Below are 24629 nucleotides of genomic sequence, written 5' to 3'. Positions count from 1 at the left end.
GAGGGAGGCTAGCGGTACAAGCTTTCGTGACTTGCCCGCAGCACGTGCTTCTGGATTTTGCCGGTGGATGTCATCGGCAGCGCTTCGACAATCGCGATGTGCTTGGGGATTTCGAAGCCGGCCAGCGTGGCGCGGCAATGTTCCTGCAGTGCGCTGGCATCGGCAGTCTGGCCCGGCTTGAGGCAGACAAAGGCGGTCACCGCCTCGATCCATTCGTGATGCGGCAGGCCGACCACGGCGGCCACGGCGACAGCGGGGTGGCCGAGCAGGGCTTCCTCCACGCGGATGGCGGGCACGTTTTCGCCGCCGGTCTTGATCATGTCTTTCAGGCGGCCCTTGAAATGCAGATGGCCATCCTCGTCCCACATGCCAAGGTCGCCGGTGTGGTGCCAGCCGAAGCGACGTGCGGCGGCCGTGGCTTCGGGTTCCTTGAAGTAGCCCAGCATCGCGTTGGGCCCCCGGTGCACGATTTCGCCAATCTCGCCCGCGCCCAGCAATTGCCCGTCCGGGTCCATGATGGCCGTGTCGTTGACCGGCGTCGATTGGCCCCAGCAGTTGCCGCTGCGCTGCAATTGCTGCTCGGGCGGGAAATAGACCGTCATCGGGAACATCTCGGTCTGGCCGCTGCCCAGGGCGAAGCGCGGGCAGAACTCGTGCATCAGGCGTTGCAGCAGGACGGGAGCCATGGGGGCCATGGCGTAGATGGCGAGGCGCAGCGCGGACAAATCGGTTCCGGCGCGCGCCGGGTGCATCAGCATGGCGCCATACATGGCCGGCAGCGCAGCCATGACGGTGACGCGGTCTCGTTGCAGTGCGGCCAGGACGGCGGCTGGATCGAAGCCGCGCGACAGCGAGATCGCCGCGCCGCAAGCCAGTGCGGCGGCGGACATGCTGAACTGCGCGCAGTGGAATAGCGGCAGGGTGGCCGACAGCACATCCCGCGGCACGACCGAGATCGTGACGGCGTTCGACATCACCGCCGCCAGCACCGAGCGGTGCGAATGCATGGCGCCTTTCGGGTTGCCGGTGGTGCCGCTGGTGTACATGATCAGCGCCAGTGTGTTCTCATCGATATCCAATTCGGGCGACGTGGCTGCTTGCCCGGCGATTGCCTGCGCCAGCGTACCGTCGCCGTCATCGGTGCCGCTGGCACAGCGCAGCAGGGGGACGCCCAATGCCGGCAGGGCGGCGCTCCAGGCGGGATGTGCGGCCAGTTGGGCATCCACCAGCAGCAGCCGCGCTTCGGCGTGGTGCACGATATAGCCCACTTCGGCCGGAGACAGCATGGCGTTGACCGGCACCCATACCAGGCCGGCCTTCAGGATGCCAAAAGCCGCCACCACGAAGTCCATCGAATTGGGGCTCAGCATGGCGACCTTGTCGCCGGCTTGCAGGCCGCCGGCGAGCAGGTAGTGCGCGAAGCGGTTGCTGTCTTCGTCCAGGCGGGCGTGAGACATGCTGCGGCCGTTTTCCAGCAGTGCCGGTGCGGCGCCGTTGCGGCGCGCGCTGCGGGACACGAGGTTGCCAAGGGTATCCTGCATGCGGTCATGCATGACCGGGCTCCACGAACAGGTCGATCATCAGTTCCTCTCCCGGCGTCACCTGATAATGGGAAAAGTCGGTGATGCCGCTGTCGCGCAAGACCGCCTCGTCGATGAAGAAGTTGCCGTTCGTTGTGCGGCTTTTCCTGGTCAGTATCTGGTGGGCGGCATCGGCCATGATGTCCGGCGTGCGGCCGTACTTGGCGCCGCCAGGCATGGCGACGTTGAGGGCTGCCGTCGCGATGGCCGTACGGGGCCACAGCGCGTTCACGCCGACCCCGTCCTCCGCAAGCTGGGCGGCCAGGCCATGCACGATCATGCTCATCGCGTACTTCGACGTGGTGTAGGCGGCGTGGCGGGCGAACCATTTCGGGTTCAGGTCGATCGGCGGCGAGAGTGTCAGGATGTGCGGATTGCTCGCTTGCAGCAGGTGCGGGATGCAGTGCTTGGCGCAGACAAAGGTGCCGCGCACATTGATGTCCATCATCAGGTCATAGCGCTTCATCGACGTGCTTTGCGTGTTCGTGAGGCTGATGGCGCTGGCATTGTTGACCAGGATATCAATGCCGCCAAACTCCGCGACGCCCTGTTCGATGGCGGCGGCGACCTGCTCCTCTTCGCGTACATCGACCACCAGCGGCAACGCCTTGCCGCCGGCGGCGCGGATCTCCTCGGCTGCGGAGTAGATGGTGCCCGGCAGGCGCGGATCGGGCTCGGTGGTCTTGGCCGCAATGATCACGTTGGCGCCATCGCGCGCCGCGCGCAAGGCGATCGCCTTGCCGATGCCCCGGCTCGCGCCGGTGATGAACAGGGTCTTGCCTTGCAGCGTATCCATGGGTTTCTCCGTCAGAGTGTGATTTCCAGCAGCAGCTGTCCGGTCGCCACTTGTGTGCCAAGGGCAGCGCCGAGCGCCGATACTGTTCCGTCGCGTGTGGCGAGCATACTGTGTTCCATTTTCATCGCTTCCAATGCCAGCAGCGGTTGGCCGATGCTGACCATGTCGCCTTCCCGGACATGCAGCGCGATCACGCGGCCGTTCATCGGCGCTTCGATGCGGCCGTCAACGGCGCCGTTGCCCGCGGCGCGCGGCGGCGCGTCGCCCAGGTCGTCCAGCCTGTGTTCAATGCCGTCCAGCAGGAAGAACAGGTGGGTGCCGTCGGCGGCGAAATGCAGGGTCGCGGGCTGGCCATTAAGAGCCAGCCGCAGGGTTCCCGCGCAGGCATCGACTACTTCGGCCAGCGCACACGCTGCGGCGCCGTCGCTGTCGATGCGCCAGGCATTGGGGCCGTCGGCGCTGGCGCGGGCCCGGTGCCCGGTGTCATCCAGCGTGAAGCGCAAGGGCTGGGCATTTGCGTGGCTGGAGCACCAGCCATGCAGCTCGGCCGGATAGCGGCGCGCGTTGCGCTGCGCGCGGTGCCACGCCAGCAGCGCGCTTGCCGCCAGTAAGACGCGCTCGTGCGCGGGGCCATTGCCGCGCCGGTCGGCAGGCAGGTGCTGGGCGATGAAGCCGGTGCTTGCCTGGCCCGCCGCAAAGACCGGATGCGCCAGGCATTGCGCCAGGAAGGCGCGGTTGCTTTGAAGCCCGAGCAGCAAGCAATCGTCCAGCGCGCGCCGCAGCCGGCGCAAGGCATCGGCGCGGTCGCGGCCGTGGGCCACCAGTTTGGCCAGCATGGAGTCGTAGTAAGGCGGCACCTGCACGCCGTCAGCCAGCGCGTGGTCGCAGCGCACGCCGGACGGCGCTTCCCAGCGCAAGACTGCCCCGCTTTGCGGCAGGAAGTCCTGCTGCGGGTCTTCGGCGCACAGGCGCACTTCGATGGCATGCCCGCCCGCCGAGCGCCGCGTATCGAGTTCGGCCTGCGATAGCGGCAGCGGCGCGCCGGCGGCCACCAGCAGCTGCCACTCGACCAGGTCGACGCCGGTGATGGCTTCCGTGACCGCATGCTCAACCTGCAGGCGGGTGTTCATTTCCATGAAATAGAATTCGCCGTGGCGGTCGAGCAGGAACTCCAGCGTGCCGGCGCCGACATAGCCGATGGCGCGCGCCGCCGCCACCGCGACCGCGCCCATGCGCTCGCGCAGCTGCGCCGAAACCGCTGGCGATGGCGCTTCCTCGATCAGCTTCTGGTGGCGCCGCTGCACCGAGCAATCGCGCTCGCCCAGATGCACCACGTTGCCGTGGGCGTCGGCGAAGACCTGGATTTCGATGTGGCGCGGCTCGATGATGGCCCGCTCCAGGATCACTTCCCCGCTGCCGAAGGCATGCATCGCTTCGGAGCGCGCCGAGACCAGCGCCGCGCCGAACGCGCCCGCGTCGTCGACCCGGCGCATGCCGCGTCCTCCGCCCCCGGCGGCGGCCTTGACCATCACGGGGTAGCCGATGCGCTGCGCTTCCTGCGCCAGGCGGCTGTCGGACTGGTCTTGGCCCTGGTAGCCCGGCACGCAAGGTACGCCGGCTTCCAGCATCAGGCGCTTGGCGCCCGCCTTGTTGCCCATGGCCGCAATCGCCGCGGGCGGCGGCCCGATAAAGACCAGCCCCGCGTCGGCGCAGGCCTGCGCAAACTCCGCCCGTTCGGCCAGGAAGCCGTAGCCCGGATGCACCGCGCCGGCGCCGCTGGCGCGCGCAGCTGCCACCAGCGCCGGGATATTCAGGTAGGAGTCGGCCGGCGCGGGGCCGCCGATGCGCAGGGCGGTGTCGGCGGCCAGGCAGTGCGGCGCGCCCAGGTCGGCGTCCGAGTACACCGCCGCGCAGCGGTAGCCCATGCGGCGCGCCGTGCGCATCACGCGCAGCGCAATTTCGCCCCGGTTGGCGACCAGGATAGTGTCGAAGGCGCTCACGCTTTGCGGCCCGGCAGGATGTCCATGTACTTGCAGATGATGCCCAGCATGACTTCATCGGCGCCGCCGCCGATCGAGGTCAGGCGGCCGTCGCGGTAGAACTGCGATACCGGGTTTTCCAGCGTGAAGCCCATGCCGCCCCAGAACTGCATGCAGCCGTCGGTGATCTGGCGCGCCAGGCGGCCCGCCTTCAGCTTCGCCATCGAGGCCAGCTCGGTGACGTCGGCGCCACCGATATACATGCCGCAGGCGCGGTAGGTGAGGGCGCGCAGCGATTCGAGCTCGGTCTGCATTTCGGCCAGCTTGAAATGCACCCACTGGTTATCCAGCACGCTGGCGCCGAAGATCTTGCGCTCGCGCGTGTATTCGATGGTGGCGCCGATGCAGTTGTCCATCTGCTGCACGATATTGGCGGCGCACCACAGGCGCTCTTCCTGGAATTGCAGCATCTGGTAGGTGAAGCCCTTGTCCTCCTCGCCGATCAGGAAGCGTTGCGGCACGCGCACCTCGTCGAAGTGGATCAGGCCCGTGTCGGAGGAGTTCATGCCGATCTTGCGGATCTTCTTGCCCACGCTGACGCCGGGCGTATCCATCGGCACGATGATCAGCGACTTGTTGCGGTGGGCCGGGCCGTCGCCCGTCACGGCCAGCAGGCACATCCAGTCCGCCTGCAGGCTGTTGGTGATCCACATCTTGCTGCCGTTGATGACGTAGTCGCCGCCGTCCTTGCGCGCCGTGGTGCGCACGGCCGCCACGTCGGAGCCCGCGCCCGGCTCGGACACGCCGACGCAGGCCACCGCCTCGCCGCTGATGGCTGGCGCCAGGAATTCGCGCCGCAGCGCGTCCGAACCGAAGCGCGCCAGGGCCGGCGTCGCCATATCCGTCTGCACCCCGATCGCCATCGGCACGCCGCCGCAGCGGATGTGGCCCAGCGCCTCGGCCATCGCCATCGAATAAGAGTAGTCCAGCCCCAGCCCGCCGAATGCGGCCGGCTTGGACACGCCGAGCATGCCCAGTTTCCCCAGCTTTTGGAACACTTCCTTGGCCGGGAAGATTTCCGCCGCCTCCCATTCGTCCACGAAGGGATTGATGTCGCTGTCGATGAAGCGTTTCAGGTTGCGCTGCAATTCCAGGTGTTCGTGGCTGTATTCCATGTGGTCTCCTTGGTTATGGCCGGGCGACGCCGAATTGCACGGGCTTGAGCTCGCGGCGGCGCGCTTCGGCGCACACCGCCAGCACGCAGGCCAGCACCTTGCGCGTGTCGCGCGGATCGATGACGCCGTCGTCCAGCAGGCGTCCGGATGTCGTGAAAGCGTCGGTCTGGCGCTCGAAGGTCTCGATTACCCGGGCGCGCATGGCGGCGATGGCGTCCTGGTCGACTTCCTTGCCCTTGCGCCGCATGCTGCCCTCCATCACGATGGCCATGGTGGTGGCGGCCTGCTCGGCGCCCATCACGGCGGTGCGCGCATTGGGCCAGCTGAAACAGAAGTCGGGCATGAAGCCGCGCCCCGACATGCCGTAGTTGCCGGCGCCGAAGGAGGCGCCGCAATGCACGGTGATCCTGGGCACGTTGGCGTTGGCCAGCGCCTGTATCATCTTCGAGCCGTGCTTGATCATGCCGGCCTGCTCGTAGGCCTTGCCGACCATGAAGCCGGTGGTGTTCTGCAGGAACAGCAGCGGCGTGCCGGACTGGCAGCACAGCTGGATGAAATGCGCCGCCTTGGTCGCGCCGGCCGGGTCCAGCGGGCCGTTATTGGTCACGATGCCGACCGCCATGCCGCAGATGGCCGCGTGGCCGGTCACGGTGGCCGCGCCGTAGCCGGGCTTGCATTCCAGGAAGGCCGAGCCGTCGGCGATGCGGGCGATCACTTCGCGCATATCGAGCGGCTTGCGCTGGTCGCAGGAGGCGATGCCGAGCAGTTCTTCGGCCGCGTAGCGCGGCGGCTCGAAGGCCGGCAGGGCCGGCGGCAGGGCGGCGTTCCAGCCCAGGCTTGCCACCAGCTCGCGCGTGATGCGCAGGGCGTCGGCGTCGTCCTCGGCCAGGTATTCGGCCAGGCCGGAGACCGCGGCGTGCATCTCGGCGCCGCCCAGTTCCTCTTCGCTGGCGATTTCGCCGGTGGCCGCCTTCAGCAGCGGTGGACCGGCCAGGAAGGCCTTGGCGCGCTCGCGCACCATCACCACGTAGTCCGACAGGCCCGGCATATAGGCGCCGCCCGCCGTGCTGGGGCCGTGCACCACGCTGATCACCGGCAGCCCGGCCGCCGACAGGCGCGCCAGCCAGTAAAAGCCGCTGCCGCCGTGGATGAAGGTCTCCACCTTGTAGTCCAGCAGGTTGGCGCCGGCGCATTCGACCAGGTGGATGAAGGGCAGTTTCTGCGCCAGGGCCACCTGTTGCAGGCGCTGGAATTTTTCGATACCCATCGGCTGCACGGCGCCGGCGTCGATGCCGGAATCGTCGGCCACCACCATGCAGCGCACGCCGCTGACAAAGCCGATACCGCCCAGCAGGCCGCCGCCCGGGACCGAGCGTTCGGGATCGGCGTGGTCCAGGCAGTAGCCGGCCAGCGTCGCCATTTCCAGGAAGGGCGCGCCGGGGTCGAGCAGGGCGCCCAGGCGTTCGCGCGGCAGCAGCTGGCCGCGCTTGGCGAACAGCGGCGCCGACGCGGCGGATTTATCGCGGGTGCGCGCTTCCAGGCTGCGCAGGCGTGCCAGCTGGCCGCTCAGCGCGGCGCGGTTGGCCTGGAAGGCTTCGCCCTGCGGCGTGACGCGGCTCGACAGCGCGGGCATTATTCGCCCTCCAGCACGCGCGGCCGGGCCGCCAGGTGGAAGCCGTCGAAGGCGGCCGCTGCCCCAGCCTGCTGCGGCCTGGGCATGGGCATGCCGGGCCGCACGTTTGGCCGGCCGCCGTCGACGCGCAGGGTGGTGCCGGTGATGAAGCCCGCCGCTTCCGACAGCAGGAAGACGATCGCCGCCGCCACTTCGGATTCGGTGCCGAAGCGGTGCAGCGGCACGGTGCGCGGGAAGGCGCGGATGGTGTCGCGCATCTCTGGCGGGTACTGGTCCATGCCGGAGGAGGCGATATAGCCCGGCGCCACCGCGTTCACGCGCACGCCGTATTGCGCCCACTCGAAAGCGGCGGTCTCCGTCAGGCTCACCATGCCGGCGCGGGCGGCGCCGGAGTGGCCCATATTGGGCATGCTGCCGAACATATCGGCCACGATATTGACGATGGCGCCGCCGTGCTGCGCCATGCTCTGTTCCAGGCATTCGCGCGCCATCAGGAAGCCGCCGGTCAGGTTGGTCTGCACCACGGCCTCCCAGCCTTTCTGCGAGATGCTGCGCAGCGGCGCCGGGAACTGGCCGCCGGCGTTGTTGACCAGGCCGTGAATCGGGCCGTGCGCGGCGACGATGCCGGCCACCGTTTCGCGCACCGCCTCTTCGCTGCGGATATTGCAGCTGGCGGTGTACGCGGCGCCACCGGCCTGGGCGACTTCGGCCTGTACGCTTTCCAGCTTGGCGCCGTCGCGTCCCACCAGCACCACGCGCGCGCCCAGGGCCGCCAGCTCGTGCGCCGTGCAGCGCCCGATGCCGCTGCCGCCGCCGGTGACGACGATGGTGCGCCCGTCGAACAGGCCGGGTTTGAAGATGGATCGGTACATTCGTCTTTCCTTTCAGGACCAGCCGAGCTGGCGCGCGGCCAGGTCGTTGAGGATTTCTTCGGCGCCGCCGCCGATCATATACACCTTGACGTCGCGGTAGACCCGCTCGGCCACCGTGCCGCGCATGAAGCCCATGCCGCCCAGGATCTGCACGGCGTGGTCGGCGCACACCTGCATGGTCTGGGCCGCGAAATTCTTCAGCATGCACACCTGCGCCACCGGCGCTTCGCCGGCGTCCATGCGCGCCACGACGCTGTCGATGAAGGCGCGCGTGGCCTCGACGCGGGTGGCCATTTCCACCAGCTTGTGACGCACCGCCTGGTGCTGCACCAGGGCCTTGCCGAAGGTCTTGCGCTGGCGCGCCCATTCGCCCGCTTCGTCAAGGCAGGCTTGCGCCAGGTAGCAGGCGTGCATGGCCAGCATCAGGCGCTCGTCGTTGAAATTGCGCATCAGCAGGGCGAAGCCGGCGTTCTCCGCGCCCAGCAGGTTGGCGGCGGGAACCCGGCACTGCGCGAAGTGCAGTTCGGCGGTGTCGGAACACCACCAGCCCATCTTTTTCAGCGGCGAGCGCGCCAGGCCGGGAGCGTCGCCCGGCACCAGCAGGGCCGACACGCCGCCAGCGCCTGCACCGCCCGTGCGCACCGCCACGGTGAGCCAGTCGGCGCGCATACCGGACGTGATGAAGGTCTTGCTGCCGTTGACGATGTAGTGGTCGCCGTCGCGCACGGCGGTCGTCGCCAGGTTGGCGACGTCGGAACCGCCGCCAGGTTCCGTCACGGCCAGGGCGCTGATTTTGTCGCCGGCGAAGATCTCGGGCAGCACGCGCGCGCGCAGTTCCGCCGAGCCGCCGTGCACGATCGGCGGCGCGCCGATGCGGTGGCTGAACAGCGATGCCAGCAGGCCGCCGCAGCCGGTGCGGCACAATTCTTCGTTCAGGGCTTGCAGGTTGCGGTAGCTGGCGGGAATGCCGCCTTCCGCTTCCGGGAAGCCCAGGGCGAGCAGGCCAAGGTCGCCGGCCTGGCGGTACAGGGCGCGCGGGAAGACGCCCGCTTCCTCCCAGTCGTTGATATGCGGCTGCAGCTCCTGGTCGACGAAGCGGCGCACGGTGGCGCGCAGGGCTTCTTCCATCATGGCCTCCGCGTCGTGAATCCGGGCGGTACCACCACCGGCATCGCCAGCAGCCATTGCGCCATGCCTTTGCCGAGCGGGTCGTGGCGCAGGGAAGCCATGCCGCCGCCGCCCAGTGCCTGCTCGCAGACGAAATTGAAGGCGTGGATGCCGGGCAGTTCGTAGCGCGTCACCGGCCCGCCGACCTTGTCGGCCAAAAACGCCGCCACCGTCTGCGGCGTGAGCTGCTCGCGCAGCAGGGCCAGGTCGTCGGGATGGCGCGCGATCACGCCGATATTGGAGATGTCGCCCTTATCGCCGCTGCGCGCCCAGGCCAGTTCGATCAGCGGCACGCTGCGCCAGCCGTCCTTTGCCTCTGTCGGCGTTTCGGCCCGCGTCCCGCCGTCGGCCCTGGCGGTGTGCCCAAGCTGGGGCATGGGCCCGTCCGTGACCGCCTGGCCGGGCGGGATCGTGGGCCGTACCTGCGATCCATCGGGCAGGTGGACCACGGGCTGCAGCCGGGTCTTATCGAGCAGGAAGGAGAACTGCTTGATGGCCGGCGAGACGGCGGGGCGGCCGCCGAAGCCGGTGGTGCCGGGCGCCCACGAGGTGCCCGCGGGCGCGATTTCGCGCGCAAACAGTTCCAGCGCGGCGCGCTGGGGATGCGCCACCGCCAGCCACATCACCGCCTGGCCGAAGCCTTCGGCGGCGCCCAGCACGTCGATATGCGTGGCCGTGTAGTCGCCCAGGCCGGCGCGGGAAAACATGGCGCGCGTGCGGGCCAGGATCGCCTCCGCGCTGCGGCGCGCCTTGCGCCCCGCGTCATGGCCGACGATGGTTAGCTGCGCGGCGCTGCGGAAACCGTCGGCATAGGTGGCGCTGACTTTGTAGGTGGGCGTCGGCGCATGGCCGCGCGCGCCGCGCACCAGCACGCGCTGCGGACCGTCGGCCGCCAGGGTGACGCCGGTGAAATCGCACACCACGTCCGGCAGCACATAGCGCGCCGGGTCGCCGATTTCGTACAGCAGCTGTTCGGCCGCCACGGCCGGCGCCACCAGGCCGCCGGTGCCGTCCGGCTTGCCCAGCACGAAGCTGCCGTCGGCGCGGCATTCCACCACCGGGTAGCCGCTGTTGGCCCAATCCGGCACCGCTTCCCAGTCGGTGAACAGGCCGCCGCTGCCCTGGCAGCCGCATTCGATCAGGTGGCCGGCCAGGCTGCCGGCGGCCAGCCGGTCGTAATCGTCGCCGGCCCAGCCGAATTCGTGCATCAGGGCGCCCAGCGTCACGGCGCTGTCGACGCAGCGGCCGGTGATCACCACGTCGGCGCCGCCGTCCAGCGCCGCCTTGATCGGCAGGGCGCCCAGGTAGGCGTTGGCGCTCAGCACGGCGGCCGGCAGCGCCGTCCCCTCCGCTTGCAGCGCCGGCAGCAGGGCCGCGACATCGTCGCCTTCGACCACGGCGATGCGCGGCGCCAGGCCCTGTTGCGCCGCCAGGGCGCGCAGGGCCGCGGCGCAGCCTTGCGGATGGATGCCGCCCGCATTGGCGATGATGCGCACGCCGCGCGCCAAGGCGTCCCCCAGCACATCGCGCATGGCGTCGATGAAGTCGGTGGCATAGCCCAGCTCTGGCTGCTTGCGGCGCGCCGCCGCCAGCAGCGACATGGTCAGCTCGGCCAGATAGTCGAATACCAGGTAATCGAGGTCGCCGCCCTCGAGCAGCTGGCGCGGGCCGAGGGCGCTGTCGCCCCAGAACCCCGCCGCGCCGCCAATGCGGACATGGTTCCTGCCTGTGCGCACCGCGCCTCCTTTATTAAATCAATCGATTGAATAATTCAGGATACCGTGAAAATATGGCAAGGCGCAAGCGCATCCCGTTGCGGGCGCACGACGCATGGATGACGGGAATGTGTGGGGGGGAACCCGGCTGCCGCCGCAAGGCGGCGCCGGGCCGGTGCCTCAGGGCACCAGGTTGAAGTTGACGCCGGTGGCGTCGGCGGCATTGATGTCGACCGACGGCGTCGATTGCGTGGTGTAGCCGGCCGCCCCGGCCTCCACCTTGTACTTGCCCATCCCAGGCAAGGTGGTCGCGCCCACGAAGGTCAGCGGCAGGATCGCGCTGTAGGTCGCATACTGCGGCGCCGCCAGCGGCAGTTTGCCGAGGCTGTAGGCGCCGGTCACCAGGTCGGCGCCCGCATAGCGGACGGTCACCGTCGGACCGCTGGCGATGGCTTGCTTGGCCGAAAGCAGGGCCGACTCGGTGGCGCTGGCCGGCGCCAGCACGGCGCTGCCGCTGATCGATCCCATCAGGCTGCTGGCGGCCAGGGTGAAGGGTGCGCCGCTGGTGCTGATCGGTACCATGGCGGTGCTGGAATTGACCGGCACCCCGCCCACGATATAGGCGGCATGGCTGTTGGAGGTGATCACCACGTCGTAATTGCCGACCGGCAGGCGGGTCAGGCCGAATTCACCGGTGCTGCCCGGTACCGTGGCAGCGATCACCGCGCCACTCTGCTGGGCGCTGACCATGACGCCGTCGGCCAGCAGGGCGGTGCTGACAAAGCCGCTGATGCCGTTCAGGGCGGTCGGCACCACCTTGACCACCGGTTTCAGGGCATACCTGCCGTTACCCTTGGTGACGATGGATTTGCAGGCGTCAAAGTCCATCACCAGGTCGTAGCGCTGGCCCGCTTCCACCGTGAAGTCGGCATTTAGCTTGATGCCGCTTTGCACTGCGCTTGGCGTGTCGAGGGAGACTTCACTGCCATTGCTGCTCAATACCACGGAGTTCGCCATCGAATTCCCGGTGTTCGGGTCGAGCAGCAGACGGACCTGGGTGTAGTGGCCGGCGGTCAGCGCAGTCTGGCCCAGCGCGTCCAGCGTGCCGTTGGCCAGGTTCAGGAGGTTGATCTTGCGCGCCGGCGACAGCGTGATGTCGGTCCAGCCGCCGTCGGTTTCGCTGGCGGTGGCGTTCATATTGACGCGCACCTTGGTCACGGTCACATTGACCGCATCGAAACCGCAGGATGGCGCGTCGGTGAGCGACACGACCAGGGTGCCGGCGGTCTGCGACGGCGGGGCAGTGCCGCTGCCACCGCCGCCGCCACAGGCGGTGAGCAGGAGGGCGGACAGCAGCAGGGGAAGCAGGAAGACCTTCGGGCTCATGATGTTGCCTCTCGGTTGATTAGCACTCCTCCATTATGGCGCCGGATTGGCCTACTGCCATGTGCGCTTACACACTTAGGAATCGATTGTTACATGGCCGCCTCAGCTCATGGCGAGCAGGCGACATTCCATGGCAGGTAATCGCTGCGCGCTGGCCGCACAGAGAGCTTGAGCAGGCCGCCGAGGTCGTTGCGGTATACCAACAGCGGCAGCTTATCCTCCCCGTATCCCAGCGCCACCACGGCAAAGTTGCGCGAGCGCATGGGGGCACAGCTGGTGTTGCCGGACATCAGCAAGCGTGCGCGCTGCAGCAGCTCGCCCTGGGCCAGCAGCAGCTTGAACGCGTCCATCTCCGGCAGCGCGGCGCGCAGTTCGACCATGGTGGCGGGCGGGGCGCCGCAGGCGGTGCTGTGGTTGACCCAGACATGCTGGCTGCTGGCGCTTTGCCAGCTGTCGCCGGCGCCCAGGGTGTAGCGCGTGCGGCTTACGCGGCACAGGGGAAGCCCCAGCCGCAGCGGCGGCGCGTCGGCCACCGCGCTGACGCTCCATTGCCGCGCGCCCGCCGCGCGCTGCGCCTGTAGGGGCGGCGCGCTGGTGCCCGGTGCAATGCCCTGCCAGAACTGCGCGAACGATCGTTGCTCGGCCAGCGTCGGCGCGCGCGATGCCTCGCCTGGCGCGGCCGCGGCGGCCTGCGCGGTCATCGCCGCCACGAATAGTACATATCGCATCCACTCTCCTTTCAATGCGCGGTGATTATAGATATAATCCGCTCGCTGCCGAAAGGTGGCAAACGCTAGGGGTCCTGCGCGCTGCAAGTGCGCGGGTGAGAAATACCCTCCGAACCTGATCTGGATAATGCCAGCGAAGGGAAGCTTCAGGATACGCTTGCTGCCTGCGCCGACGCGCGCGCGGCGGTCGCAACCTAACCTCCTTTGCTGGCTCCTGCGCCAACCAAGGAGCCAAATGAACGCCAATCCGAAATTCCTCGCCGAACAGGCCGAGGTCGACTCCGCAGCCGTAGCACCGCTGCCGAACTCCCGTAAAATCTACATCCAGGGCAGCCGCGCCGACCTGCGCGTGCCGATGCGCGAAATCAGCCTGTCCGGCGAGAATGCGCCGGTCACCGTGTACGATACCTCCGGTGCCTACACCGATCCCGAGGCGCGGATCGACATCCGCTCCGGCCTCGGCACCCCGCGCGCGGCCTGGATCGCCGAGCGTAACGACACCGACGTGCTGGACGGCCCGACGTCCGACTACGGGCGCCAGCGTTTGGCCGACCAGGAGCTCGACGCGCTGCGCTTCAAGCTGCACCGCCAGCCGCGCCGCGCCCAGCCGGGCCGCAACGTCTCCCAGATGCACTACGCGCGCCAGGGCATCGTCACGCCGGAAATGGAATACGTGGCGATCCGCGAAAACCTGCGCCGCAAGGAATACCTGGCCGGCCTGCGCGCCCAGGGCGAGAAGGGCCAGCGCATGGCCGAGCTGCTGGGCCGCCAGCACCGCGGCGAATCCTTCGGCGCCGCCATACCGGAGGAAATCACGCCCGAATTCGTGCGCCAGGAAATTGCGCGCGGCCGCGCCATCATCCCCGCCAACATCAACCACCCGGAACTGGAGCCGATGATCATCGGCCGCAACTTCCTGGTCAAGGTGAACGCCAATATCGGCAACTCCGCCGTGACTTCCTCCATCGGCGAGGAAGTGGAGAAGATGACCTGGGCCATCCGCTGGGGCGGCGACACCGTGATGGATCTCTCCACCGGCAAGCATATCCACGAAACGCGCGAATGGATCGTGCGCAATTCTCCGGTGCCGATCGGCACGGTGCCGATCTACCAGGCGCTGGAAAAGGTCAACGGCAAGGCCGAAGACCTGACCTGGGAAATCTTCCGCGACACCCTGATCGAGCAGGCGGAGCAGGGCGTCGACTACTTCACCATCCACGCCGGCGTGCTGCTGCGCTACGTGCCGATGACGGCCAACCGCATGACCGGCATCGTCTCGCGCGGCGGCTCGATCATGGCCAAATGGTGCCTGGCCCACCACAAGGAAAACTTCCTGTACACGCATTTCGAAGACATCTGCCAGATCATGAAGGCCTACGACGTCAGCTTCTCGCTGGGCGACGGCCTGCGTCCGGGCTCGGTGTGGGACGCCAATGACGACGCGCAGCTGGGCGAACTGCAGACGCTGGGCGAACTGACGCAGATCGCCTGGAAGCACGACGTGCAGGTGATGATCGAAGGCCCGGGCCATGTGCCGATGCAGCTGATCAAAGAGAATATGGACCTGCAGCTGGAGCAGTGCAGCGAAGCGCCGTTCTACACCCTGGGCCCCCTGACCACCGATATCGCGCCGGGCTACGACCACATCACCTCCGGCATCGGCGCGGCGCAGATCGGCTGGTACGGCACCGCCATGCTGTGCTACGTGACGCCGAAGGAGCACCTGGGCCTGCCGAACAAGGCCGACGTCAAGGAAGGCATCATCACCTACAAGATCGCGGCCCATGCGGCCGACCTGGCGAAAGGCCATCCGGGCGCCCAGATCCGCGACAACGCCCTGTCCCTGGCACGCTTCGAATTCCGCTGGGAAGACCAGTTCAACCTGGGCCTGGACCCGGACCGCGCGCGCGAATTCCACGACGAGACCCTGCCCAAGGATTCGGCCAAGGTGGCGCATTTCTGCTCCATGTGCGGCCCGCATTTCTGCTCGATGAAGATCACGCAGGAAGTGCGTGAATTCGCCGCCAAGGGCATGCAGGAAAAGTCCATCGAGTTCGTCAAGGGCGGTGCGAATATCTACCGCGAGCAGGCATGATTTCGATCGAACTGAATGGCGCACCGCATGCGGTGCCGCCGCAGCAGACGCTGGACCAGCTGGTCGATGCGCTCGAACTGACCGGCCAGGCGCTGGCGCTGGCGGTCAACCGCCAGGTGGTGCCGCGCCAGCGCTGGCCGCTGGTCGCGCTGGCGGCCAACGACAAAGTAGACATTGTCCGCGCCATCGGCGGGGGCTAAGGGAGAATCAAGATGCAAGACCAACCATTGACCATCGCCGGCAAGGAATACGGCTCGCGCCTGCTGGTCGGCAGCGGCAAGTACAAGGACCTGGCGCAGACGCGCGAAGCGACCCTGGCGGCCGGCGCGGAAATCATCACGGTGGCGATCCGCCGCGTCAATATCGGCCAGGACCCGCACGCCCCCAGCCTGCTGGACTACGTGCCGCCGCATGAATTCACCATTCTGCCCAATACGGCCGGCTGCTACACGGCCAAGGACGCGGTGTACACGCTGCAGATGGCGCGCGAGCTGTTGAACGGCCACAAGCTGGTCAAGCTGGAAGTGCTGGGCGACGAGAAAACCCTGTTCCCGAACATGCCGGAAACCCTGGTGGCGGCAAAACAGCTGGTGCAGGACGGCTTCGACGTCATGGTCTACTGCAGCGACGACCCGATCCAGGCGCGCATGCTGGAAGACATTGGCTGCTGCGCCGTGATGCCGCTGGCTTCCCTGATCGGTTCGGGCATGGGCATCCTCAACCCGTGGAACCTGTCCTTGATCATCGAACAGTCGAACGTGCCGGTGCTGGTGGATGCCGGCGTCGGCACGGCCAGCGATGCGGCCATCGCCATGGAGCTGGGCTGCGACGGCGTGTTGATGAACACGGCCATCGCGGCGGCGGGCGACCCGGTGCGCATGGCGCGCGCCATGAAACTGGGCGTGCAGGCCGGGCGCGAGGCCTTCCTGGCCGGCCGCATGCCGCGCCGCTTTGCCGCCTCGCCTTCCTCGCCGATGGCTGGGAGAATCGCATGAGCGACCGGCCCTGCGTGCTGGTGTTCTCCGGCGCCGACCCGTCGGGCGGCGCCGGCATGGCCGCCGACATCCAGGCCATCACCGCCATGGGCGCGCACGCGCTGCCGGTGCTGACCGCCATCACGGTGCAGGACAACAACCGCGTGCACGCCGTCATGCCGCTGGCGCCGGAAGTGGTGCAGCAGCAGGCGCGCACCCTGATGGCGCAGGTGCCGGTGGCGGCGGTCAAGATCGGCATCCCGGGCAGCGCGGAAAACGCGCAGGCCATCGCCGAGCTGATCGCCGAGCTGCGCGCCACCCACCGCCAGGCGGCGGGGGCGGCGCCCGGCTGGGCGCAGCAGCTGTACAGCGAACCGCCGGTGGTGCTGGACCCGGTGCTGCGCAGCGGCCACGGCGATGCGCTGGGCCGCGACGACGCGGTCAAGGCGCTGGCGCCGCTGCTGCCGCTGGCCACCCTGGTCACCCCCAACGGGCCGGAAGCGGCTGCGCTGGCGGCCGGTATGGCGCGCCACGCGTCGCTGCCGCCCGGCGCCGGGCATGCGGCCTGGCAGGGCACGCCGCACGGCGACGCGCTGTCGCATGCGCGCGCCCTGCGCGCCATGGGCTGCAGCCATGTGCTGGTCACCGGCGGCCACGAAGAGAACACCGATGTGGTGGTGAACCGCTGGCTGGGCCCCGACCGCCAGCAGAACTGGAGCTGGCCGCGCCTGGCGGGCAGTTTCCACGGCAGTGGCTGCACGCTGGCGGCCGCTGCCGCGGCCCTGCTGGCGCTGGGCAACAGCATGGCGCAGGCCTTGACCAAGGCCCAGGGTTATACCCAGCATGCACTGGCCGCCTCGTACGCCATCGCGCCCGGCCAGCGCATCCCGCAACGCTAAGGAGCACATGTAATGCAAGGACTTTACCTGGTCACCCCGAACTGGGATGACACCGAACAACTGCTGGCGGTGACCGAGCAGGCGCTGCGCGCCGGCGTGGCCCTGCTGCAGTACCGCCACAAGGAAGCCAGCCCGGCGCTGCGGCGCGAGCAGGGCGGGGCGCTGCGCGAACTGTGCCACCAATACAGCGTGCCCTTCCTGGTCAACGACCACGTGGCGCTGTGCCGCGAACTGGGCGCCGACGGCGTGCATCTGGGCGGCACCGATGCGCCGCTGGCCGAAGTGCGCGCCACGCTGGGGCCGAACAAGCTGATTGGCGCTTCCTGCTACGGCGAGCTGGCGCGCGCCCAGGCGGCGCAGGCGGCTGGCGCCAGCTACGTCGCCTTCGGCGGTTTCTATCCGTCCAAAGTGAAGCAGTACGCGGTGAGCACCGAGCCGGCCATCCTGCGCCATGCGCGCGAAGCGATCGGCGTGCCGCTGTGCGTGATCGGCGGCATGACGCCGCAGAACGCGGCCCCGCTGGTGGCCGAGGGTGCACAGCTGGTAGCCGCAATCACCAGTGTGTATATGGCTGAAGACGTGGCGGCGGCGGTGCGGGAATTTCGGTCTATAATCGGGCCATTAGCATAACCATAAGGTTGCCGCCCAATGAATGCCCAGCCTGCACTGAAGCGACTGATCCTCATCGTTGACGACGATAAGATCCTGACCGAGTTCCTGGGCGAGTTGCTGGCGCGCGCCGGCTACGACACCATGTTGGCGCATTCCTCCGACCAGGCCCTGGCCCTGATCGCCGAATGCGAACCGGACCTGGCCCTGCTCGATATCCACATGCCCGGCATGTCGGGGCTGGACCTGGCCAAGCAGCTCAACCGCAACACCTCCGTGCCGTTCATGTTCCTGTCCGGCCGCGGCGACGCCGATGCCGGCAAGCAGGCCGCGGCCTATGGCGCGGTGGGCTTCGTGGTGAAGCCGGTCGATGAACAGCACCTGATGCCGGCCTTTGAGGCCGGCCTGGCGCGCGCGGATGAAATCCGCCAGCTGCGCCGCACGGAAATCAACCTCAACGCGGCGCTGGCGGCGGGGCGTGAAACCAGCCTGGCGGTGGGCCTGTTAATGTGCAAGTACCAGACCGACCGCAATACCGCCTTTGAAGTCCTGCGCGACCACGCGCGCTCGAGCCGGCGCAAGATCAACGAAGTGGCGGACCAGCTGCTTGCAGCGGAAGAAATGTTGAACGGCTTGCACGCTGCTTTCAATACACGCCTGAAAAAATAATCGTTCCGCCAGCCTGGTTCTTGGGCTACACTGTCGAGATGGGCCTCAACTCGCCCGCCCGTCGCATCCCTCAGCGGCCGCCCCTTCTTCGCGGCCCGGCAATATCCTTCGGCCCAGCTCCGCCGACCATCCCTGCAGTGCGGAGAACGTTCCATGAATATGTCATTTGATCTGCACCCGGCGCCACGGGTGCTGCACGTCGATTCCGATGAAGATAGCGCCATCGTGCTGGCCACCTTGCTGGCACCCGAAATCCACGTGGTGCACGCCGCCACGTATGGCCAGGCGCGCGACCAGTTGCGGGAGTGCGAATTCGCCCTGCTGGTGATCGACCCCGATCTGCCGGACGGCGACGGCCATACCCTGATCCGCACCATGCGCCAGACCGACCTGCGGACGCCGGTGCTGCTGTATTCGGCCAGCCAGCCCATGCTGCACCATCAGGCGCATGCCTTCCTGCCCAAGCCGTGGACGTCGCCGCGCCAGCTGTGGCGCACCGTGTCGCATATGCTGGGCCTGGAGTCCATGCTCGCTGTTAGGAGTTAGGCTATGCTGTCGTCTTTATCACATTCGGAGTACGGCGATGAAGACGAAAGCGGCAGTAGCATGGAAGGCGGGGGCACCGCTGACGATTGAAGAGGTCGACCTGGACGGCCCGCGCGCGGGCGAGGTGCTGGTCGAAATCAAGGCGACCGGCATTTGCCACACCGACCACTACACGCTGTCCGGCGCCGATCCGGAAGGGCTGTTCCCGGCCATCCTCGGCCACGAGGGCGCCGGGGTGGTGGTCGACGTCGGCCCGGGCGTGACGTCGCTGAAGAAGGACGACCATGTCATCCCGCTCTATACGCCGGAATGCCGCCAATGCAAATTCTGCCTGTCGCGCAAGACCAACCTGTGCCAGGCGATCCGCGCCACCCAGGGTAAAGGCCTGATGCCCGATGGTTCCAGCCGCTTCTCGCTGAACGGCAAGCCGCTGTTCCACTACATGGGCACGTCCACCTTCTCCAACTACATCGTGGTGCCGGAGATCGCGCTGGCCAAGATCCGTTCCGACGCGCCCTTCGACAAGGTGTGCTACATCGGCTGCGGCGTGACCACCGGCGTCGGCGCCGTGCTGTTCACGGCAAAAGTGGAGGCGGGCGCCAACGTGGTGGTGTTCGGCCTGGGCGGCATCGGCCTGAACGTGATCCAGGCGGCGAAGATGGTGGGCGCCGACAAGATCATCGGCATCGACATCAACCCGGCGCGCGAAGCCATGGCGCGCCAGTTCGGCATGACCCACTTCATCAACCCGCGCAATGTGGAAAACGTGGTGGACGCCATCGTGCAGCTGACCGACGGCGGCGCCGACTACAGCTTCGAGTGCGTCGGCAACACCGAGCTGATGCGCCAGGCACTCGAGTGCTGCCACAAGGGCTGGGGCAAGTCGATCGTGATCGGCGTGGCGGCGGCGGGGCAGGAGATCTCGACCCGTCCATTCCAGCTGGTCACGGGCCGCCACTGGCTCGGTTCCGCGTTCGGCGGCGCGCGCGGCCGCAGCGACGTGCCGAAGATCGTGGACTGGTATATGGAAGGCAAGCTCAAGATCGACGAACTGATCACGCACACCCTGCCGCTGGAGCGCATCAACGAAGGCTTCGACTTGATGGAACGCGGCGAATCGATCCGCTCCGTGGTCGTCTACTGATACAGCCAGAACAGACCGGGTCCGACCCTTGGGTCGGACCCCGGTTTTCCGCTGTAAACGCATCCCAGTCGGCAAAAAACGCCGTCCGTCGCAAATCCTCCCCCACCCCGGCAGCACTTGGCTACATTCCCTCCTGAGCCCTCGCACCCTGATCTAGACAAAAATTTCTAGACATAAAGTTCTAGATAATTTAATCTAGATTGCAAGGACACCACCACCGGAGCCGCCTGCCATGAGCCACCTGCTGAACGCCGTCATCCCCGCCCTGGGCTGGTCCCTGCTGCACTTCCTGTGGCAAGGCCTGCTGATCGGCTGCGTGGCGGCCCTGGCCCTGCACGCCCTGCGCAACGCCAGGCCGCAGGCGCGCTACCTGCTTGCCTGCGGCGCCCTGCTGCTGTGCGCGGCCCTGCCGCTGGCCAACTTCGCCTGGCGCCTGGCCGATGCCGCCGAGACCGGCTATGTGCTGCCGGCGCCGCTCGAAGCCACGGCCATCGCCGCCATCCCCGGGATCGCCGAGGTCCAAGGCAGCGATACGGCCCTGGTCGACGCCGACGCCATGACTGCCTGGGAATACCTGCTGCGCCGCCAGATGCCCTGGCTGGTGCTGCTGTGGGCCGCCGGCGCGGCGCTGATGACGCTGCGGCTCTCGCTTGGCCTGCAATGGGTGCGGCGCCGCACGCTTCACGGCCATTACCACGCCGACGCCGGCTGGCAGGCCCGCGCCACGGTCCTGGCGCAGCGCATGGGCATCCGCCGCCCGGTGCTGCTGGGCGTCTCGGACGATGCGCTGGAAGGCCCGATCACGGCCGGCATCCTGCGCCCGATCGTGCTGCTGCCGGCAGCCCTGGTCAGCGGCCTGCCGCCCGACTTGCTGGAAGCGCTGCTGGCGCATGAACTGGCCCACGTGCGGCGCCACGACTACCTGGTCAACCTGGTCCAGAGCGGCATCGAGATTTTCCTGTTCTATCACCCAAGCGTGTGGATGCTGTCGCAATGCATCCGCTGCGAACGCGAACAAATTGCAGACGACTTAGCCGCAAGCACGCTCGGCGAACCGCGGCGCCTGGCACTTGCACTTTCCGAGCTGGATAAATTCCAGTTCACCACCACGCACTTTGCTGCCCCCGCGGCACACGGAGGAGACCTCATGTCCCGAATCAAACGCCTGATCCGTCCCGATGCACAACCACTGAGCTGGAAGATGGCGACCCCGCTGTTAGGTATTTTCGCGGCCTGCGCCGCACTGTACGCCCATGCGGCGCCGCAGGCGGCCAGCGCGCCCGCAGCGGTCCATGTCACGGACGCCGGCGACCAGCACCAGGTGGAACCGGCACCAGTGGCCCCGCCTGCGCCGCCGGCTATTCCTGCGCCCCCGGCACCACCGCCGCCAGCCGCCGACGCTGCGCCAGCGGCACCGATGGCCGCCGTGCCGCCGCTCCCCCACCCCCCCAAGCCACCGAAACCGCCCAAGCCACCCAAGGAGCTGAAGGACGAAGAGGGCAGCAACAACTACAACTTCAACGACAGCAGCCGCACCGCCTACACCATCGTGCGCGATGGCCAGCAAACAATGAACGTCCATGGCCGCGGTTCGGACACGTCCGAAGTGCAGCGCTTGAAACGCGACACCAAAGGAGACTTCATCTTTGTGCGCAAGGAAGGCAAGGCCTACCTGATCCAGGATCCCGCCACGCTGGCCAAGGTGAAGGCCGCCTGGCAGCCGGCGGAAGAGCAGGGCAAGAAGCTGGAAGAGCAAGGCAAGCTGATGGAGGTCCACAGCAAGCAAGTGGAAGCCATGAGTGCGCAAATCGAAAAAGAAGTCGACGCCGCCATGGGCAGCCGGGAACAGCAGGCGTCCCAGCGCGCAATCGAGCGCGACGTGGAGCGCAAACTGGAACGTTCGGCACGCCAGCAGGAACGCATCGGCCGCGCCATGGAAAGAGCCAGCCGCAAGATGGAACTGGCGGACGACAAGACGCGCGCCCAGCTCGAACGCGACATGGAAGAGCTGCGCAAGCAGATGGAACCGCTGGCAGCCGACATGGCGCGCCAGGGCAAGGAGATCGCCGAACGCCACGCCGCACTGGCGGCACGCCAGGCCCCGATGGCCGACCTGCACGCCCGCATCGCCGAAGCCTCCAAGCCAATGCGCGAACTGGGCCGGAAGATGGGCGAACTGGGCCGAGAACAAGGGCGCCTGTCGCGTGAAGCGGACAAAACCTCGCGCACCCTGATCGACGAAGCCATCAGCAACGGCAGCGCCAAGCCGCTTATGTAATGAAAGTCGGGGTCAGCTCTGGCAATCGGACATTTCGCTGCGCGTCGCGCAGCGAAAAGCTCCTCGAGAAGCCGAGCTGATCCCGACTTTCAAATCCATGCTATGGTCTATTTTGCATTTCCTCATTGTCAACAAACCACATGGAGAAAGCATGTCCCTGAAACAGTACTACACCCTCGGTAATTCCGGCCTGCGCGTGTCGCGCCTGGCGCTTGGCACCATGACCTTCGGCACCGACTGGGGATGGGGCGCCGACAAGGCCAGTGCGCGCGACCTGTTCATGGCTTATACGGAAGCGGGCGGCAATCTGGTCGACACGGCCGACCTGTACACCAACGGCGAGTCGGAACGCTGGGTCGGCGAGTTCACCCGCGACAGCGGCTTGCGCGATAAGCTGGTGCTGGCCACCAAGGCTTCCTACAGTTCCGATCCGTCCAACCCGAACGCGGGCGGCAATGGCCGCAAGCATCTGATGCGCGCGCTGGAAGGTTCGCTGCAGCGCCTGGGTACCGACTATGTGGATCTGTACCTGGTGCATGCCTGGGATCTGGTGACCCAGCCTGAGGAAGTGCTGCGCACGCTGGATGATGCGGTACGCGCCGGTAAAGTGCGCCACATCGGCCTGTCGAATGTGCCGGCCTGGTACGCCAGCCGCATGCAGGCGGTCGCTGAACTGGGCGGCTACGAGCCGTTGACGACGCTGCAGCTGGAATACTCGCTGGCCGAACGCGCCATCGAGAATGAATATATCCCGCTTGGCACGCGCCATGGCATGGGTGTGATGGTATGGAGTCCGCTGGCCAGTGGGCTGTTGTCCGGCAAGTACAAGCCCAGCACCGGCGGCCAGTTCGGCGAAGGGCGGTTGCAGACCATGAGCGCTTCCAATAATCCGGCTTTCTCCAAATTCAGCGAGCGCAATTTCGCCATCGTGGCGGAGCTGGAACAGGTGGCGCAGAAGATGGGCCGCAGTATGGCGCAGGTGGCGGTGAATTGGGTCGCCAACCGGCCTGGCGTGTCCACCGTGATGATAGGGGCGACCAAGCTGTCGCAGTTGCAGGATAACCTTGGCGCGCTGGATTTCGAGCTGCCGCACGAGCTGCTTGCGCGCCTCGATGCAGTCAGCGCCAACACGCCTGGTTACCCATATACCTTCTTCACGCCGGGGATGCAGACCATGCTGTCGGGCGCGGCGCCGCTGGGCGATAAGCCCGATGGCTACCACGCGCCGGTGCGTATCAGCGGCCCGGCGGCCGGGGTTCAATAGAGGACAGCATCGCCCTCTTTGGCCAGGTGGCGCATTGCCAGCTGGCCGACCAGCCGGCGGCCTGCGTTGTCGCCGGCGATCCATTCCTGCGGCGGGAACAGGTCGAACAGACCCACTTTGGCGACGGTAGAAATGGCGGCTTCCAGCTGCCGTTCAATGTCGCCGCGTTCGCCGGCGTTGTACAGGTCGATATTGCGCAGCATGGTGGCCACGGTGCCGGTCTGCACCTTGCTGCCGTCTTTCAGCTGCACCAGCGGCAGCGATTCGCCGTCGGCGAGGATTTTCTGGTTGATTGCCGCGAGATTGTTTTCCATCTTGGTTCCTTTCGTCGTTGGATGAGATGCATATTCGCACCGTCCGCGGCGCTTTAAATCCTTTGGGGCGAACCTTGACGGTTTTGCGATAACATCTGGCGATTACCATTCATCCGGCGTACTTCGCTACATGCAAACCCGATCCTTGATACCCGCCGATGCTGCCAGCTACCACGCGCTGCGGCTTGAGGGGCTGCTTGATACCCCCTCCGCATTCACTGCGAGCTACGAGGAAGAGCTGCGGACGCCGCTCAGCGAAATTGAATGGCGTCTCGCACCCGGATCGGGGCGCGACTATTTCGGCGTCTTCGAAGGGGACGTACTGATTGCAATCGCGCGTGTTGACCGGGACAGCAGCCCGAAACAGCGTCACCGCGCCTACATTCGCGGCGTCTACGTGTCCGCCGCACATCGCGGCAAAGGCGCAGCACGGAAATTGATGGAATACGGGTTGAATCTCGCCGCTTCGCTACCCGGCGTAACTCACGTCAATCTCGCGGTCACCGCGGGGAATGTGCCTGCACAGAAGCTGTATGAGTCATTAGGATTCAAAGCATGGGGATGCGAGCCGGCCGCGTTGGTAGTGAACGGTGTAGCCTATGATGAAATCCCGATGACAAAGGTATTGGAAGCGTGATTGCTGCAGAAGAGGCGCAGGCCATCATCCTGAGCCGGGTTAATGGTCGTTAAGGCGAAGTGAGAAGGAATATTTTTGTCATCCAGGCTAGTTGACTGCTCCGCAGAACGCCTGGATCGCAGGTCGTCTAAGCGCGCTGAAGGAAGCAAAAAATCTCTTCGAACGAAAC

General features: G+C 67.1%; 22 protein-coding genes and 1 riboswitch. Of the genes, 11 read left to right on the top strand and 11 right to left on the bottom strand.

Annotated elements, in window-relative coordinates:
* Window positions 1-8 precede the first annotated feature (8 nt).
* From H597_RS0111225 to H597_RS0111180, 10 genes are all read right to left on the bottom strand, one after another.
* Window positions 9-1553: a class I adenylate-forming enzyme family protein gene (locus tag H597_RS0111225; protein ID WP_028102230.1), complete on the bottom strand. Its 1545-nt coding sequence runs from the start codon at window positions 1551-1553 to the stop codon at window positions 9-11.
* Window positions 1546-2376: an SDR family oxidoreductase gene (locus tag H597_RS0111220; protein ID WP_028102229.1), complete on the bottom strand. Its 831-nt coding sequence runs from the start codon at window positions 2374-2376 to the stop codon at window positions 1546-1548. Before H597_RS0111220 ends, H597_RS0111225 begins: the two co-directional genes overlap by 8 nt.
* Before the next feature lie 11 nt (window positions 2377-2387).
* On the bottom strand, window positions 2388-4376 hold the full coding sequence (locus tag H597_RS0111215) for an acetyl/propionyl/methylcrotonyl-CoA carboxylase subunit alpha (protein ID WP_028102228.1): 1989 nt from the start codon (window positions 4374-4376) through the stop codon (window positions 2388-2390).
* The gene (locus H597_RS0111210) at window positions 4373-5530 is read right to left on the bottom strand and encodes an acyl-CoA dehydrogenase family protein (RefSeq protein WP_028102227.1); all 1158 of its coding nucleotides are present in this window, start codon (window positions 5528-5530) and stop codon (window positions 4373-4375) included. Before H597_RS0111210 ends, H597_RS0111215 begins: the two co-directional genes overlap by 4 nt.
* Window positions 5531-5543: 13 nt before the next feature.
* Entirely contained in the window at window positions 5544-7163 is a 1620-nt protein-coding gene (locus H597_RS0111205; protein WP_028102226.1) for an acyl-CoA carboxylase subunit beta, read from the bottom strand.
* Entirely contained in the window at window positions 7163-8035 is an 873-nt protein-coding gene (locus H597_RS0111200; protein WP_028102225.1) for an SDR family oxidoreductase, read from the bottom strand. The genes H597_RS0111205 and H597_RS0111200 overlap by 1 nt, the downstream gene beginning before the upstream one ends.
* Window positions 8036-8047: 12 nt before the next feature.
* Complete coding sequence (locus tag H597_RS0111195; protein WP_035373972.1) at window positions 8048-9166, bottom strand: acyl-CoA dehydrogenase family protein; 1119 nt, start codon at window positions 9164-9166, stop codon at window positions 8048-8050.
* The gene (locus tag H597_RS0111190; RefSeq protein WP_028102223.1) at window positions 9163-10938 is read right to left on the bottom strand and encodes an acyclic terpene utilization AtuA family protein; all 1776 of its coding nucleotides are present in this window, start codon (window positions 10936-10938) and stop codon (window positions 9163-9165) included. Before H597_RS0111190 ends, H597_RS0111195 begins: the two co-directional genes overlap by 4 nt.
* Before the next feature lie 159 nt (window positions 10939-11097).
* Window positions 11098-12303, bottom strand: coding sequence for a DUF4382 domain-containing protein (locus H597_RS0111185; protein ID WP_035373904.1), 1206 nt, complete (start codon window positions 12301-12303; stop codon window positions 11098-11100).
* 107 nt (window positions 12304-12410) lie between these two features.
* The gene (locus H597_RS0111180) at window positions 12411-13031 is read right to left on the bottom strand and encodes a hypothetical protein (RefSeq protein WP_154668050.1); all 621 of its coding nucleotides are present in this window, start codon (window positions 13029-13031) and stop codon (window positions 12411-12413) included.
* Between the two features lie 57 nt (window positions 13032-13088).
* Window positions 13089-13190, top strand: a riboswitch (TPP riboswitch).
* A gap of 76 nt (window positions 13191-13266) precedes the next feature.
* Between H597_RS0111180 and thiC the strand changes: the two genes are divergently transcribed.
* From thiC to H597_RS0111130, 10 genes are all read left to right on the top strand, one after another.
* Window positions 13267-15126 carry a phosphomethylpyrimidine synthase ThiC gene (thiC, locus tag H597_RS0111175; protein WP_028102220.1) on the top strand — a complete coding sequence of 620 codons (1860 nt, stop codon included), beginning with the start codon at window positions 13267-13269 and terminating at the stop codon, window positions 15124-15126.
* The gene (thiS, locus tag H597_RS0111170) at window positions 15123-15326 is read left to right on the top strand and encodes a sulfur carrier protein ThiS (protein WP_028102219.1); all 204 of its coding nucleotides are present in this window, start codon (window positions 15123-15125) and stop codon (window positions 15324-15326) included. Before thiC ends, thiS begins: the two co-directional genes overlap by 4 nt.
* A gap of 12 nt (window positions 15327-15338) precedes the next feature.
* Entirely contained in the window at window positions 15339-16121 is a 783-nt protein-coding gene (locus H597_RS0111165) for a thiazole synthase (protein WP_028102218.1), read from the top strand.
* Window positions 16118-16999, top strand: coding sequence for a bifunctional hydroxymethylpyrimidine kinase/phosphomethylpyrimidine kinase (gene thiD, locus H597_RS0111160; RefSeq protein ID WP_028102217.1), 882 nt, complete (start codon window positions 16118-16120; stop codon window positions 16997-16999). The genes H597_RS0111165 and thiD overlap by 4 nt, the downstream gene beginning before the upstream one ends.
* A 12-nt stretch (window positions 17000-17011) precedes the next feature.
* Window positions 17012-17629 carry a thiamine phosphate synthase gene (gene thiE / locus H597_RS0111155; RefSeq protein WP_028102216.1) on the top strand — a complete coding sequence of 206 codons (618 nt, stop codon included), beginning with the start codon at window positions 17012-17014 and terminating at the stop codon, window positions 17627-17629.
* 18 nt (window positions 17630-17647) lie between these two features.
* Window positions 17648-18277, top strand: coding sequence for an ANTAR domain-containing response regulator (locus H597_RS0111150; protein WP_028102215.1), 630 nt, complete (start codon window positions 17648-17650; stop codon window positions 18275-18277).
* 153 nt (window positions 18278-18430) lie between these two features.
* Window positions 18431-18823, top strand: a complete 393-nt coding sequence (locus H597_RS33225; RefSeq protein ID WP_051293704.1) for a response regulator — start codon at window positions 18431-18433, stop codon at window positions 18821-18823.
* Between the two features lie 37 nt (window positions 18824-18860).
* Window positions 18861-19967, top strand: coding sequence for an S-(hydroxymethyl)glutathione dehydrogenase/class III alcohol dehydrogenase (locus tag H597_RS0111140; RefSeq protein WP_028102213.1), 1107 nt, complete (start codon window positions 18861-18863; stop codon window positions 19965-19967).
* A 232-nt stretch (window positions 19968-20199) separates the two neighbouring features.
* Entirely contained in the window at window positions 20200-22245 is a 2046-nt protein-coding gene (locus H597_RS0111135) for a M56 family metallopeptidase (RefSeq protein WP_028102212.1), read from the top strand.
* Window positions 22246-22396: 151 nt separating this feature from the next.
* Complete coding sequence (locus tag H597_RS0111130; protein ID WP_028102211.1) at window positions 22397-23509, top strand: aldo/keto reductase; 1113 nt, start codon at window positions 22397-22399, stop codon at window positions 23507-23509.
* Here H597_RS0111130 and H597_RS0111125 read toward each other — a convergent pair.
* A complete protein-coding gene (locus H597_RS0111125) occupies window positions 23503-23823 on the bottom strand; it encodes a DUF7709 family protein (RefSeq protein WP_028102210.1) in 321 nt (106 codons plus the stop codon). The two genes, H597_RS0111130 and H597_RS0111125, sit on opposite strands and share 7 nt — an antisense overlap.
* Before the next feature lie 130 nt (window positions 23824-23953).
* On the opposite strand from H597_RS0111125, the gene H597_RS0111120 reads away from it, so the two are divergent.
* Window positions 23954-24460 carry a GNAT family N-acetyltransferase gene (locus tag H597_RS0111120; protein WP_028102209.1) on the top strand — a complete coding sequence of 169 codons (507 nt, stop codon included), beginning with the start codon at window positions 23954-23956 and terminating at the stop codon, window positions 24458-24460.
* Window positions 24461-24629 lie beyond the last annotated feature (169 nt).

Source organism: Pseudoduganella violaceinigra DSM 15887, assembly GCF_000425385.1.
Lineage (GTDB): Bacteria > Pseudomonadota > Gammaproteobacteria > Burkholderiales > Burkholderiaceae_D > Rugamonas > Rugamonas violaceinigra.
This window is presented reverse-complemented; position numbering and strand designations above follow the sequence as displayed.